Here is a 13,569-nt window from a genome sequence, read left to right on the forward strand (position 1 = left end):
GCTGTGCTCAGTCTAGAGCGTAATCAACTCTTCCGACCTGCGGCAACAGGGTCCCGCTCGGCGTGTTCCAGTGTACCCCGAACAATGGTGGCTCCGGCTACGTCTACCGCTAACCGGTGAACAGCCCAATCCATTCCCTCGACGAGGCCCTCGGGGGGTGCCGTCAGGGCCAGAACCGCAGGTCCGGCCCCACTGACCACCGCGGCAACACCAGCCGCACGCAGATCGGACACCAGTCGCGCGGTGCCCGGCATCCCCGCCGCGCGGTAATTCTGGTGCAGCCGGTCCTCGGTCGCCGGAAACAACAGGGTGGGATCGGTGGTGAGCGCGTGAGTCAGCAGCGCCGCCCGCCCAGCCGAGTGCGCGGCGTCGCCGTGCGGCACCGAAGCCGGCAAAGCGGCCCGGGCCTCGGCGGTCAGACCACGTTCCCGTGGCACGAAGACGCAGGGTGCCAGTTCGGCGGCGGGGCGCAGGGCCACCGCCCGCGCGCCGGACTCGTCGGTCCAGGCGATGGTGAAGCCGCCGAGCAGGCACGGCGCCACATTGTCCGGGTGTCCCTCCAGGGCCGCCGCGATCCGCAGCGCCGCCAGGTCGTCCATCCGTTCCGCGCCGTCCGCCACGAGGGCCCGAGCCAGTACCACTCCGGCCACGATCGCGGACGACGACGAGCCGAGGCCGCGCGCCTGCGGTATCCGGTTGACGCATTCGACGGCGAGCCCGGACGGCTGTTCACCGAGCACCTCGAAGGTGGCCCGCATGGCCCGGATGAGCAGGTGGCTGTCGTCCTCGGGCAGCTCACCGGCGCCCTCCCCGGTCACCCGCACCCGACAGCCGGCCGGGGTGACCCGCGCGCCGACCTCGTCGTACAGGCCGAGGGCCAGACCCAGCGAGTCGAACCCGGGGCCGAGGTTGGCGCTGGTCGCGGGGGTACGCACCAGGACCTCGCCATCGACGAAGCGCAGCCGCATCGGCTCATGCTAGGCCAGTCTCCGGTCACCCCGACCACTCGCCCCGGCAGCCCTTCGTCAGCCGGCCCCGATCGGGCCGGCACCGGGCTGGGACGGGATGGGTGGTTTACGGCCCGAAATCCCTTGTACCGCGTTACGCGACCATCAGAAACCGGCCGCCAGGAAACGGCTGTCGGAGGACCGGCCGTCAAAGACCTCGGCAGCGGGTCGAAATCCGGGACCGTCAGCCGGAGCCGCCGGCAGAGTCGGGGCTCGGTGTGTCGTCGGAGAGCCGCAGCGATCTGGTGGCGACTCGCCAGCCGATCGCGTAGACCAGTGTGACCAACCCGCACCCGGCCACCACGATCCGCTCGTCGACCCGGTCCACCACGGCCGCCACGACGAGTTGGCTGACCGAGATGGCCAGGGTCGCCAGCATCATGTCGGTGGCGAACACCCGTCCACGCAGCCGGTCCGGCACCTCCCGCTGGAGGGCGTAGTTCGACAGCACCCAGTTGCCGCCGCCGGCGACGTGCGCGACGAACACCAGCACCAGCACCAGCGGGAACCAGTGGACGACCGAGACGCCCAGATAACCCAGCCCGTACGTCGACATCGACAGGGCCAGGCCGGGCAGCAGCCAGCTGCGGTGGCCGAGGACCCGGCGCAGCAGCATCGGCCCCACCAGCGCGCCGGCGCCACGCACCGCGAACAGCAGGCCGGCGCCGATCGCACCCACCCCGTACACCGCGGCCAGCAGGGGGAACACGGTCAGGACGCCGTTGCCCAGGCCGACCGCCGACTTGACCGTCACCAGCGCGAGCACCCGGGGCCGGTGCCCGATGTACCGCAGCGCCTCACCGATGGCTGCCCACGTCCGGGGTGCCGGCGCGTCGGCCGCCCGGGGCGCCTGCAACGGCCGGCGGATCAACCCGGCCACCCCCGCGGCGACGGCCAGCGCCGCGGCGGCGACCCCGAAGCAGGCGTACGGCCCGACGGCCGCGCTCAGCACGCCACCGAGCGACGCGCCGACCACGGTCATGGTTCCCCAGGCCGCACCCGCGACGGCGTTGCCGGCGGCCAGCTCCGCCGGATCGAGCACGTTGGGCAGCGCGGCCTGCGCCGCCGGCGAGTAGAACGCCTTGGCGATCGCCACGGCACCCACGGCGATCAGTGCCAGCCAGGCCGTGCCGGCGGTACGGACCGCGAACAGCAGCAGGACGGCCACCAGTGCGGCCAGGTTGGCGGCCATCATGATGCGCCGACGATCCACCCGGTCCGCGATCGTGCCGGTGAACGGCAGCAGCAGCGCCAGGACGCCGGTGTCGACGGCCAGCACCAGGGCACCGAACACGCCGCTGCCGGTCAACTTGGGCAGCAGGACCAGCAGCGGCACCATCACGAACCAGTCGGACCCGAAGACCACCAGTTCCGCGAGGAAGAGGCGGCGAAAGTCCCGGTTGTCGCGCAGGACCGACCACGGGCCGGGTGCGGATGCGCTGGTCGAGGCGGCGGCGGAAGACGGTGCTGACACGTACCGGGACGTTACCCGCCCGGTCCGACGACCCGCCCGGCCCGGGATCAGCGGCTTGCGGGCGCGACGGGCTGACCTGTTAGGAAGGGCCCCCTGCTATACAAAAAGCGATAACAGGGGGCCCTTCCTTTCAGTCAGTCCTCGGGGGGCAGGGGGGAGGTGCGGCTCTTCGGCAGCCGGAGCACCTCGAACTGGTCGGTGCCGTCGATCAGCGCACCGGACGGCTTGGGTCGGGGTTCCGAACCGTCCACCTCGTGCCGGCCCGCCGCGCCGTCCCCGGCCGTACCGGATCCGACCTTGGCGGCCGACGCCTCATCCGTCGCCGCGTGCCGGCCGCCGCCGGCGGCGGCCCGTGCCGGCAGGGTGTCGCCGGTGGCGCTGGCGGACCCGTCGGACCCGAGCGACCCGTCGGCTCCGAGCGACCCGGCCGCCCCGGCCAGCGCCGGTCCGCCGGCACCCCGGCGCCGCCGGAACCCGGCCTTGGTGGCCTCGATCATGGTGTAGAGGGTCGGTACGAGCACCAGGGTGAGCAGCGTCGAGGAGATCAGACCACCGATCACCACCACGGCCAGCGGCTGCGAGATGAACCCGCCCTCGCCGGTCAGCCCGAGGGCCATCGGCAGCAGCGCGAAGATCGTGGCGATGGCGGTCATCAGGATCGGCCGCAGCCGGCGCCGGCCGCCCTCGACGACCGCCTCCCGCACGTCCAACCCCTGCGCCCGGTACTGGTTGATCAGGTCCATCAGCACGATGGCGTTGGTGACCACGATGCCGACCAGCATCAGCATGCCGATCAGCGCCGGCACGCCCAGCGGCGTGTTGGTGGCCAGCAGCAGGCCGATCGCTCCGGTCGCCGCGAACGGGATGGAGACCAGCAGGATCAGCGGCTGGATCAGGCTGCGGAAGGTCGCCACCATGATCAGGAAGACGATCGCGATGGCGGCCAGCATGGCCAGTCCCAGGTCCTTGAAGGCGTCCGCCTGGTCGGCGCTGGCGCCACCCACCGAGATGGTCGCCCCCGGTACGTTGATCTTGTCGAGCCGCGACTTCAGGTCCTTCGTGGCCTGCCCGAGGTCCGAGCCGGTGGCGTTGCCGCTCACCGTGGCGCTGCGGTTCCCGTCGATCCGGGTCACCTCGACCGGACCGGCGGTCTGCTCGACGTTCGCGACGTCGTCCAGCTTCACCGGACCGACCGGCAGGGCGCGCAGGGCCTCGACGCTCGTCGGGCTCTGCCCCGCCCGCAGCACCACCTTCTGCTGGCTGCCGTCCACGTTGACCTGACCGAGCGAACTGCCCCGGAACGCCTGCGCGACGAGTTGACCGATGGCCGGCTCGGAGAGTCCGACCCGGGCCGCCGCGGCCCGGTCGACGGTGACGCTCAGCCGGGGCGTGTTGTCGGCCAGGTTGGTCGTAACGTCCGCGACCTTCGGGGTGGCCGCCATGGCGGCCCGGACCTGCTCAGTCGCGTCCGCGAGCACCTGCGGGTCGCTCGCCTGGACGACCACCTGGAGCCCGCTGCCGGAGGTGCCGCCGCTGTCACCGGCGAACCGGACCGTGCCGACGCCCGCCTGCCCGTCCAGCTCCCCCCGCAACCGGTCCTTGATCGTGGTGGTGTCGGTGCCGGAGTCCAGCGCGATGTTGTACGTGGCGACGTTCGTCTTCCCGCCGCCGGCCCACGGGGAGTCGTTGCCACCGGCGGTCACCTGGTACGTCCGGACCCCGTCGGTCCGGCCGAGCACCGCCTCGACCTTCCGGGCCGCCGCGTCGGTGGCCGCCAGGCTCGACCCGATCGGCAGTTCCTGGGTCATGCTGATGGTGTCCTGGCCGGAGTCGTCCAGGAAGTTGGTCTTGAGCTGGCTGGACAGCCCGAGCGTGCCGAACAGCAGCAGCAGGCCGATCGCGAGGGTCAACCACCGGTGCCAGCGGCGGCCGGTGACGAACCGGATGATCGGCAGGTAGGCCCGCTGCAACGGGCTGCGCAGCTCCCGCAGCTCGGCCGCCTCGCGGACCGCCGCCTCGTCCTGGCTCGCCCCGCGCGGCGGGCGCAGGAACCAGTAGGCCAGCACCGGGATGATGGTGAGCGACACCAGCAGCGACGCGAGCAGCGCCACCGTGACGGTCACCGCGAACGGTGCGAAGAGCTGGCCGACGAAGCCGCCCACCAGGGCGATCGGCGCGAACACCGCGACCGTGGTGAGGGTGGACGCGGTCACCGCCCCGGCCACCTCGCGAACGCCGCCGAGGATCGCGTCGCGTTTGTCCTCGCCGTACCCGATGTGCCGTTTGATGTTCTCCAGCACCACGATCGAGTCGTCGACCACCCGGCCGACGGCGATGGTCAGGGCGCCGAGGGTGAGCAGGTTGAGCGAGTAGTCCCCGATCCACAGCCCGATCAGCGCCACGACCACGGACAGCGGGATGGACACCGCGGTGACCACGGTGGACCGGATCGACAGCAGGAAGACCAGGATCACCAGCACCGCCATCACCAGGCCGAGCAGACCCTCGGTGGTCAGGTCGGAGATCGACCGCTGCACGAACGGCCCCTGGTCGAACACCACGGTCAGCTCGGTGCCCGAGGAACTGCGCAGGCTGGCCAGCTTGTCGGCGATGTCCTGCGAGATCTGTACGGCGTTGCCGTCCGGCGCGGCGGTCACCGCGATGCCGAGGCTGTCCTTGCCGTCGGTCCGGGTGAACGACGTGGCCGGGGCGAGCTGCTGCTCGACGGTGGCCACGTCACCCAGCTTCACCGGGGCGGCGCCGCCGGACCCGGTGAGGTAGAGCCCCCGCAGGTCGTCGAGGGACTTGACCGGACCGCCGACCTGCACCGGCAGGGCCTGGTCGCCCTGCGCCACCGCACCCGCCGGCACCGTGACACCGGCGGCCTGCAACGCCGAACCGATGGCGGTCGGCTGCACCTTGGCGGCGGCGAACTTGCGCGGGTCCGGCGTGATCACGACGATCTGGTCCCGGGCCCCGGTGACCTGGGCGGTGCTGACCCCGTCGATCGACTCCAGCTCCGGCACCACGTCGGTACGCAGCTTCTCGGCCAGCGTCTGCTCGTCGCCGCCACCCGAGGCGGCCAGCACGACCGCCGGGATCTGGTCGGTGCTTCCCGCCAGCACCTGCGGGTCGACCCCGTCCGGCAGCTGCCCGTCGATGCGGTTGAGCGCGCTCTCCATCTTGTTCACCGCGACGTCGAGGTCGGTACCGAACTCGTACTCGACCTGGAGGGTGGCCGAACCCTCCCGGGAGGTGGAGGTGACCTTCTTGAGGCCCTTGATGCCCTGGAGGCTGGCTTCGATCGGCTCGGTGACCTGCGACTCCACCACCTCGGGCGAGGCACCCGGATAGGTGGCGACGACGAACGCCCCCGGGAACTCCAGCGACGGCAGCAGTTGCTGCCGCAGCGAGGGCACCGCGAACAGGCCGAAGCCGGTGATGACGACGGCGATCAGGGCCACCAGGCCCCGGTTGGCAAGGCTGAGTCTGGCGAGCAAGGACATCGGGTCCCCCGTTGGTGATGCGGCTCGGTGCCGGAAATTCTGCCTGAGACCGACGCCCCGTCGGGCGTCGCCCTCAGCTGGGCCTCAGCCTCCGGACCGAGGTCGCTGGCGGAGGAGCCCTGTCGAAGTCTCTCAGGCCAGGTCGAGCGCGCGGGCCGCGACCAGAGGGTCATTGGTGATCGTCGTTGGCGCCGGGGCGGTGGAGATGGCCCACTCGGGGTCCTTGAGGCCGTGTCCGGTCACCGTGCAGACCACCGTCCGCCCGGCCGGCAGGTTGCCGGCGGCGGCCTGCTGGAGCAGCCCGGCCACGCTGGCCGCGCTGCCCAACTCGACGAAGACCCCGACCTGCCGGGCGAGCAACCGGTACGCGGTGAGGATCTCCCGGTCGGTCACCGCGGTGATCAGCCCCCCGGAGGCGTCCCGGGCGTCGATCGCCCCGGTCCAGCTCGCCGGGTTGCCGATCCGGATGGCGGTGGCGATCGTCGACGGCTCCCGGACCACCTCCCCGGAGACCAGCGGCGCCGCGCCGGCGGCCTGGAAGCCGAACATCCTGGGGGTGCGGGTGGCGTTGCCGGCCGCGGCCTCCTCGGTGTAGCCCATCCAGTACGCCGTGATGTTGCCGGCGTTGCCGACCGGCAGGCAGTGGATGTCGGGGGCGTCGCCGAGCGCCTCGACGATCTCGAACGCGGCCGTCTTCTGGCCCTGGAGCCGGTCCGGGTTCACCGAGTTGACCAGCGCCACCGGGTAGTCCTGGGACAGCTTGCCGGCCAGCGCCAGGCAGTCGTCGAAGTTGCCGCTGACCTGGATCAGCCGGGCCCCGTGCACGAGCGCCTGGGCCAGCTTGCCCAGCGCGATCTTGCCCTGCGGCACCAGGACCGCGCAGGTCAGCCCGGCCCGCGCGGCGTACGCGGCGGCAGAGGCGCTGGTGTTGCCGGTGGAGGCGCAGATGATCGCCTTGTCACCGGACTCCACCGCCTTGGACACCGCGACCGTCATGCCCCGGTCCTTGAACGAGCCGGTCGGGTTGGCGCCCTCGACCTTGAGATAGACGTCACAACCGGTCCGGCTGGACAGCACGGGCGCCGGCAGCAGCGGGGTGTTTCCCTCGTACAGGGTGACGATCGGCGTGGCATCGGTGACCGGCAGCCGATCCCGGTACCTGTCGATCAGTCCGCGCCACATCTCGTACTCCTCGCCAGGCGGGCGGCGCGTCCCTCGGCGCCGCCCTACCAGGGTGACCCACGCCCGTCCGGTGCGGGCAGCCACCCCGCCGCTGCCCACCTGCCGGGATCCCGACAGGTGGACGGTGGGACGGCTACGTGTCGCCCTCCACCCGCAGCACGCTGGCGATGTCCTGGACATGTTCGAGATCGCGCAGCTCAGCCACGGTGGCGGCCAGCGCGGCGTCCCGGGCGGCGTGGGTGACCACGACCAGTTCGGCGTCGTCGCGCCGGCCGGACTGCCGGACGGTGGCGATGGAGACGCCGTGCCGGGCGAACACGCCGGCCACGGCCGCCAGCACCCCGGCCCGGTCGGCCACGTCGAGGCTGATGTGGTACCGGGTGACCGCCTCGCCCATCGGCCGGATCGGCAGCGCGGCGTACACCGACTCGCTGGCGGCGCGTACCCCGGCGAGCCGGTTACGGGCCACCGCCACCAGGTCACCGAGGACCGCACTGGCGGTCGGCGCGCCACCCGCGCCCCGGCCGTAGAACATCAGCTGCCCGGCGGCCCGCGCCTCGACGAAGACCGCGTTGAACGCGTCACCGACGCTGGCCAGCGGGTGGCTGAGCGGGATCATGGCCGGATGCACCCGGACGCTCACCGCGTCGGCGCCGGTGCCGTCCGGGCCCCGGGAGGCGATGCAGAGCAGCTTGATGGTGCAGCCCATCGCCTTGGCGCTGGCCACGTCGGCGGCGGTGACCTCGGTGATCCCCTCCCGGTACACGTCGGCGGCACCGACCCGGGTGTGGAACGCCAGCGAGGCCAGGATGGCGGCCTTGGCGGCGGCGTCGAAGCCCTCGATGTCGGCCGTCGGATCGGCCTCGGCGTACCCCAGCTCGGTGGCCTGCTCCAGGGCTTCCGCGAAGCCCGCCCCGGTGCTGTCCATGGCGCTGAGGATGTAGTTCGTGGTGCCGTTGACGATGCCGGTCACCCGGGTCACGGTGTCCCCGTGCAGCGACTCGCGCAGCGGTCGCAGCAGCGGAATGGCGCCGGCCACCGCCGCCTCGTAGTAGAGGTCCGCGCCTCCCTCGGCGGCGGCGTCGTGCAGGCTGGCCCCGTCCTCGGCGAGCAGCGCCTTGTTGGCCGTGACCACGCTCTTACCCGCGCGCAGCGCCTCGACCAGCCAACCGCGGGCCGGCTCGATCCCGCCGACCACCTCGATCACCACGTCGACGTCGTCCCGTTTGACCAGGCCCAGCGGATCGGTGGTGAAGACCGCCGGATCGACCGGCAGCGGGCCCCGGTCACGGCCCAGCCGGCGCACCGCGATGCCGACGAGCTCCACCGGCGCGCCGATCCGGGCGGCCAGGTCGGTCGCCTGCTCGCGCAGCAGGCGGACCACCTCGGCGCCCACCGTCCCGCAGCCCAGCAGCGCCACCCGGATCGGTGCGGAGGCCGGCTCGGCCCCGGTGTTGCCCGACAGCCTCTTGCTCATCCAACATCCAATGCCAGCAGGTCGTCTTCGGTTTCCCGGCGGACGATCACCCGAGCCCGGCTGTCGCCGACGAGCACGACCGGGGGCCGCGGAACATGGTTGTAGTTGCTGGCCATGCTCCGGCAGTACGCACCCGTGCCGGGCACGGCGAGAAGATCTCCGGGCTGCACGTCGGCGGGCAGGAATTCATCCTTCACCACGATGTCCCCGGACTCACAGTGCTTTCCCACCACGCGGGCGAGCATCGGCGCGGCGGACGACGCGCGGGAAGCCAGGGTCGCCGAGTACGACGCGTCGTAGAGCGCGGTCCGGATGTTGTCGCTCATCCCGCCGTCGACGCTCACATAGGCACGCCGCCCGTCGGCCGACTCACCGCCCGCGCCGAGGGGCACGAACTTGACCGTCCCCACCTCGTACACGGTGATCATGGCCGGACCGACGATGGCCCGGCCGGGTTCGACGGACAGCCGGGGCGTGGCCAGCCGCTCGACCGCGCACTCCCCGTCGACGATCTTGCGCAGCCGCTTGGCCAGGTCGGCCGGGGTCGCCGGGTCGTCCTGGGTGGTGTACGCGATGCCGAAACCGCCGCCCAGGTCGAGTTCGGGCAGTTCCACCCCGCGCGCGTCGCGGATCTGGGCCTGGAGGGCGAGGACCCGGCGCGCCGACACCTCGAATCCGCTGGCGTCGAAGATCTGCGAGCCGATGTGCGAGTGCAGGCCACGCAACTCCAGCACGTCCTCGTCGAGGATCCGGCAGGCCGCCGCCGCGGCGGCGCCGCTGGCCAGCGAGAAGCCGAACTTCTGGTCCTCGTGCGCGGTGGCGATGAACTCGTGGGTGTGCGCCTCCACGCCCACGGTGACCCGGACCAGCACCCGGGGCCGGACCCCGCGCTCCCGGGCCAGCGCGGTCAGCCGGTCGATCTCGTGGTCCGAGTCGACGATGATCCGACCGACCCCCGCCTCGACCGCCCGGGTCAACTCGGCGACGGACTTGTTGTTGCCGTGGAAGCCGATCCGCGCCGGGTCCATCCCGGCGGCCAGGGCGACCGCCAACTCACCGCCGCTGCAGACGTCGAGGAACAGTCCCTCCTCGGCGATGATCCGCACCACCGCCCGGCACAGGAACGCCTTGCCCGCGTAGTAGATGTCCTCGTCCGGGAAGGCCGCCCGGAACTCCCGGCAGCGGGCCCGCAGATCCGCCTCGTCCAGCAGGTACACCGGGCTGCCGAACCGCCGGGTCAGCTCCCGGACGTCGAGGCCGCCCAGGGTGAGCGCGCCGTCCGGGCCGCGGACCACCGTGCGCGGCCACAGGTGCGGGACCAGCGCGTTGATGTCCTCCGGGGTACGCAGCCAGTTCGGCTCCCGCCCGCCGAGTTCTCCGTGCAGCGCCCCCGCCTCATGTGCTCGCATGATCCGTTCCCCCGTTCACATCCGCTCGGGGGCCGACACACCGAGCAGCCCCAGACCGTTGGCCAGCACCACCCGGGTCGCCTCGACCAGCCAGAGCCGGGCCCGGGTCAGGTCGGTCACCGACTCGTCGCCCTGCGGCAGCACCCGGCAGGCGTCGTAGAACCGGTGGTAGTCGCCGGCGAGCTGTTCGAGGTACCGGGCGACCCGGTGCGGCTCCCGCAACTCGGCGGCGGTCGCGACCACCGCGGGAAACTCGCCCAACCGCTTGAGCAGGGCGTTCTCCTTCTCGTGGGCGAGCAGCCCCGGATCCAGCTCGCGACCCCGGTCGATGCCCAGCTCGCCGGCGTTACGCAGCAGCGACGAGATCCGGGCGTGCGCGTACTGGACGTAGAAGACCGGGTTGTCGTTGGACCGCCGGGTGATCTCCTCGATGTCGAGGGTCAGCGGCGAGTCCGTCGACGAACGGGCCAGCGAGTAGCGGGCCGGGTCGACACCGACGGCGTCCACGATCTCGTCCAGCGTGATGATGTTGCCCGCCCGCTTGGACAGCCGGACCGGAACGCCGCCCCGGACCAGGTTCACCAGCTGCCCGATCAGGATTTCAATGTTGAAATCCGGGTCGTCACCGGCGCAGGCGGCGATCGCCTTGAGCCGGTTGACGTAACCGTGGTGATCGGCGCCGAGCAGGTAGACACACTTGTCGAAGCCGCGTTCCCGCTTGTTGATGTAGTACGCGGCGTCGGCGGCGAAGTACGTCTTCTCGCCGTTGGAGCGGATCAGCACCCGGTCCTTGTCGTCGGTGAAGTCCGTGGTGCGCAACCAGATGGCGCCGTCGGCGTCGTAGACGTGGCCCTGCTTGCGCAGCTCGTCGAGCGCGTGCTCGACCGCGCCACTGTCGTGCAGGGTCCGCTCCGAGAACCAGACGTCGAAATGCACCCCGAAGCGTTCCAGGCTGGTCCGCATCTCGTCGAGCATCAGCCGGTAACCCTCGTCCCGGAAGATCCGCTCCGCCTCGTCCGCCGGCAGGTCGAGGACGCCCGGATGGGCCGCCGCCAGGCGCTGGGCGATCTCGGTGATGTACTCACCGGCGTACCCGCCCTCCGGCGCCGGCCCACCGGTGGCCGCCGCGTGCAGCGACTGGCCGAACTTGTCGATCTGCGCGCCCGCGTCGTTGACGTAGTGCTCGCTGGTCACCTGGGCGCCGGCGGCGGTCAGGATCCGCCGCAGCGAGTCGCCGACCGCGGCCCACCGGGTGTGCCCGAGGTGGATCGGGCCGGTCGGGTTGGCCGAGACGAACTCCAGGTTGATCCGCTGACCGGTCAACCGGTCGCTGCGGCCGTACGCCGAACCGGCCTCGACGATCGACCGGGCGAGCTGGCCGGCGGCGGCGGCCTCCAGCCGGATGTTGAGGAAGCCCGGTCCGGCGATCTCCACGGACTTGATTCCGGGCGCCCGTCCCAGCTCCTCGGCCAGCGCCGCCGCCAACTCCCGCGGCGGTACCCCGGCCCGCTTGCCGAGCTGGAGGGCGAGCGTGGAGGCGTAGTCGCCGTGCTCCGGGTTGCGCGGTCGCTCGACCACCGCCGTCGCCGGCAGCAGCGAGTGATCGAGGTCACGCACGGTGAACACCGCACGAGCGGCGTCGAGGACGACCTGGGCGAGCTTGGCGGGAGTCACCGAAACATGCTAGCGGGGGTAGACTCGGTCACCCGGCGGCGACCCTGCGCTTCCGTGCCCACGACAACCCCGCGACATGTCGTGGCGGACCCGCGACCGCCTACCCCCGCGATCCACCGACCTGACGAGGCACGATGAGCATCAGCACCCCGGGTGGCGACCAACGCCGTCCGACCGTGATCACCGGTAAGAAGGCGGTCGTCGGCGGCAAGCCCAAGTCCGACGCCGACTCGACCAAGCCGGCCGAATCGGCCACGGACGCGAAGGCGGCCAAGCCCGCTCCCGCCGCCCGGCAAGGGAAAACGACCCCGGACGCCAAGGGTGCCGGCGGCAGTTCCGGCAAGCGGCCCGGTGGGGCCCGCCCGACCGGCGGCGGCAAGGGGCGCAAGCCGGTCGCCCCGGTCAAGGTCTCCCAGGGTCGTGCCTGGGGCCCGATCGCCCTGTTCACCACCGCCGGGGTGCTCGCCGTGGCGATCGTCGGGTTCGGCGCCTGGTCGGTCTACCAGAACGGCAGGTCCTGGCAGGACAAGGCCGACGACATCCCGGGCATCGCCGACATCCGCAAGACCGACCGGAGCAGCCTGGACTACCAGAAGCACCAGTCCGGCCCGATCAAGTACACGAAGTACTCGCCGCCGGTCGGCGGGGTCCACAACGACGCCTGGCAGAACTGCATGGGCGACGTCTACGACGCGCCGATCGCCAACGAGCACGCCGTACACAGCCTGGAGCACGGCGCGGTCTGGGTCACCTACCGGCCCGACCTGCCCAAGGACCAGGTGGACAAGTTGGCCACCAAGGTCCGGGGCAAGACCCAGATGCTGATGAGCCCGTACGAGGGCCTGGACAAGCCGATCTCGCTCCAGGCGTGGGGCTTCCAGCTCAAGGTCGACAACGCCAACGACGGCCGGATCGACGACTTCATCAAGGCGCTGCGGATCAACGCCGCCTCCGAGCAGGGCGCCAGCTGCTCCCAGGGCATCACCGCCACCGGCACCACCCCGCACGACCTGCAGGGTGGCGGCGACTCAGCGGCCGGCGGCGGCCAGGGCCAGGACCCGGGCCAGGGCCAGCCCCCGCAGCCCCCGCAGTGAGGAAGGCACGGCCATGACGATCTCCACCGACGCCGGCACCGCCCGGGACGACCTCGTCGGGTCGCCGCCGGCGCCCCCGGTCGAACGGCCACCGGGACGCCGGTACGGCCTCGTCGCGCTGGTCCTCGCCGTCGTGGCCGGCCTCATCCTCGGGTACGCCGGCGGCTGGCTGACCCCGAAGCTCACGATGCCCGGGGACGACTCACCGGAGGCCGGTTTCGCCCGGGACATGAGTTCCCACCACGCCCAGGCGGTGGAGATGGGGATGATCGCCTTCCAGAACGGCAGCAGTGCCGGCGTACGCACCATGGGCGGCGACATCGCCACCGGCCAGCAGGCGCAGATCGGGATCATGCAGACCTGGCTGAAGGACTGGGGGCTGGAGCCCACCGGTTCGAAGCCGGCGATGGCCTGGATGCCGGACGGGGCGTCCGCGTTGAAGGACGGTCTGATGCCGGGGATGGCGACGCCCGCGCAGATGGCCCAGCTCCGCGCGGCCAAGGGGACCCAACTGGACGCCCTGTTCTGCGATCTCATGATCAAGCACCATCTGGGCGGCATCCACATGATCGACGCGATCCTCGCCCAGACCGACGATCCGCCGGTGGTGGAGGCGGCCAAGTCGATGAAGGCGACCCAGCAGGCCGACATCAACAACCTCAACGACCTGCTGGCCAAGGCCCGCGCCGGCTGACCGCCCCGCGTACCTGTTTTCCCGGTGGCCGGGTCCGCACGCGGACCCGGCC

At 71.9% G+C, this 13,569-nt stretch carries 9 protein-coding genes; 2 read left to right on the plus strand and 7 right to left on the minus strand.

The annotated features are described in order from the left end of the window. Nucleotides 1-23: 23 nt before the first annotated feature. The 7 genes from thrB to argS all read right to left on the minus strand — a co-directional run bounded on the left by thrB (nt 24) and on the right by argS (nt 11,729). Entirely contained in the window at nt 24-968 is a 945-nt protein-coding gene (gene thrB, locus ACXN5W_RS25545; protein ID WP_473160919.1) for a homoserine kinase, read from the minus strand. A gap of 223 nt (nt 969-1,191) precedes the next feature. After that, on the minus strand, nt 1,192-2,481 hold the full coding sequence (locus tag ACXN5W_RS25550) for an MFS transporter (RefSeq protein WP_473160920.1): 1,290 nt from the start codon (nt 2,479-2,481) through the stop codon (nt 1,192-1,194). A 134-nt stretch (nt 2,482-2,615) separates the two neighbouring features. Then, on the minus strand, nt 2,616-5,987 hold the full coding sequence (locus tag ACXN5W_RS25555) for an efflux RND transporter permease subunit (RefSeq protein WP_473160921.1): 3,372 nt from the start codon (nt 5,985-5,987) through the stop codon (nt 2,616-2,618). Nucleotides 5,988-6,119: 132 nt separating this feature from the next. Next, on the minus strand, nt 6,120-7,169 hold the full coding sequence (thrC, locus tag ACXN5W_RS25560) for a threonine synthase (protein WP_473160922.1): 1,050 nt from the start codon (nt 7,167-7,169) through the stop codon (nt 6,120-6,122). Between the two features lie 133 nt (nt 7,170-7,302). Further along, a complete protein-coding gene (locus ACXN5W_RS25565) occupies nt 7,303-8,595 on the minus strand; it encodes a homoserine dehydrogenase (RefSeq protein WP_473160929.1) in 1,293 nt (430 codons plus the stop codon). Nucleotides 8,596-8,642: 47 nt separating this feature from the next. Further along, nucleotides 8,643-10,055 carry a diaminopimelate decarboxylase gene (lysA, locus tag ACXN5W_RS25570; RefSeq protein WP_473160923.1) on the minus strand — a complete coding sequence of 471 codons (1,413 nt, stop codon included), beginning with the start codon at nt 10,053-10,055 and terminating at the stop codon, nt 8,643-8,645. 15 nt (nt 10,056-10,070) lie between these two features. Further along, nucleotides 10,071-11,729, minus strand: a complete 1,659-nt coding sequence (argS, locus tag ACXN5W_RS25575; protein WP_473160924.1) for an arginine--tRNA ligase — start codon at nt 11,727-11,729, stop codon at nt 10,071-10,073. A 134-nt stretch (nt 11,730-11,863) separates the two neighbouring features. Between argS and ACXN5W_RS25580 the strand changes: the two genes are divergently transcribed. Both ACXN5W_RS25580 and ACXN5W_RS25585 read left to right on the plus strand, forming a co-directional pair. Further along, entirely contained in the window at nt 11,864-12,823 is a 960-nt protein-coding gene (locus tag ACXN5W_RS25580) for a DUF3105 domain-containing protein (protein WP_473160925.1), read from the plus strand. Nucleotides 12,824-12,836: 13 nt separating this feature from the next. Continuing rightward, on the plus strand, nt 12,837-13,517 hold the full coding sequence (locus tag ACXN5W_RS25585; protein ID WP_473160926.1) for a DUF305 domain-containing protein: 681 nt from the start codon (nt 12,837-12,839) through the stop codon (nt 13,515-13,517). Nucleotides 13,518-13,569 lie beyond the last annotated feature (52 nt).

It is taken from the genome of Plantactinospora sp. A48, from assembly GCF_055793945.1.

Bases quoted from the DNA above. Each gene is read 5' to 3' on its own strand.
- thrB (WP_473160919.1), bottom strand. From the start codon at position 968: ATGCGGCTGCGCTTCGTCGATGGCGAGGTCCTGGTGCGTACCCCCGCG.
- ACXN5W_RS25555 (WP_473160921.1), bottom strand. From the start codon at position 5,987: ATGTCCTTGCTCGCCAGACTCAGCCTTGCCAACCGGGGCCTGGTGGCC.
- thrC (WP_473160922.1), bottom strand. From the start codon at position 7,169: ATGTGGCGCGGACTGATCGACAGGTACCGGGATCGGCTGCCGGTCACC.
- lysA (WP_473160923.1), bottom strand. From the start codon at position 10,055: ATGCGAGCACATGAGGCGGGGGCGCTGCACGGAGAACTCGGCGGGCGG.
- ACXN5W_RS25580 (WP_473160925.1), top strand. From the start codon at position 11,864: ATGAGCATCAGCACCCCGGGTGGCGACCAACGCCGTCCGACCGTGATC.
- ACXN5W_RS25585 (WP_473160926.1), top strand. From the start codon at position 12,837: ATGACGATCTCCACCGACGCCGGCACCGCCCGGGACGACCTCGTCGGG.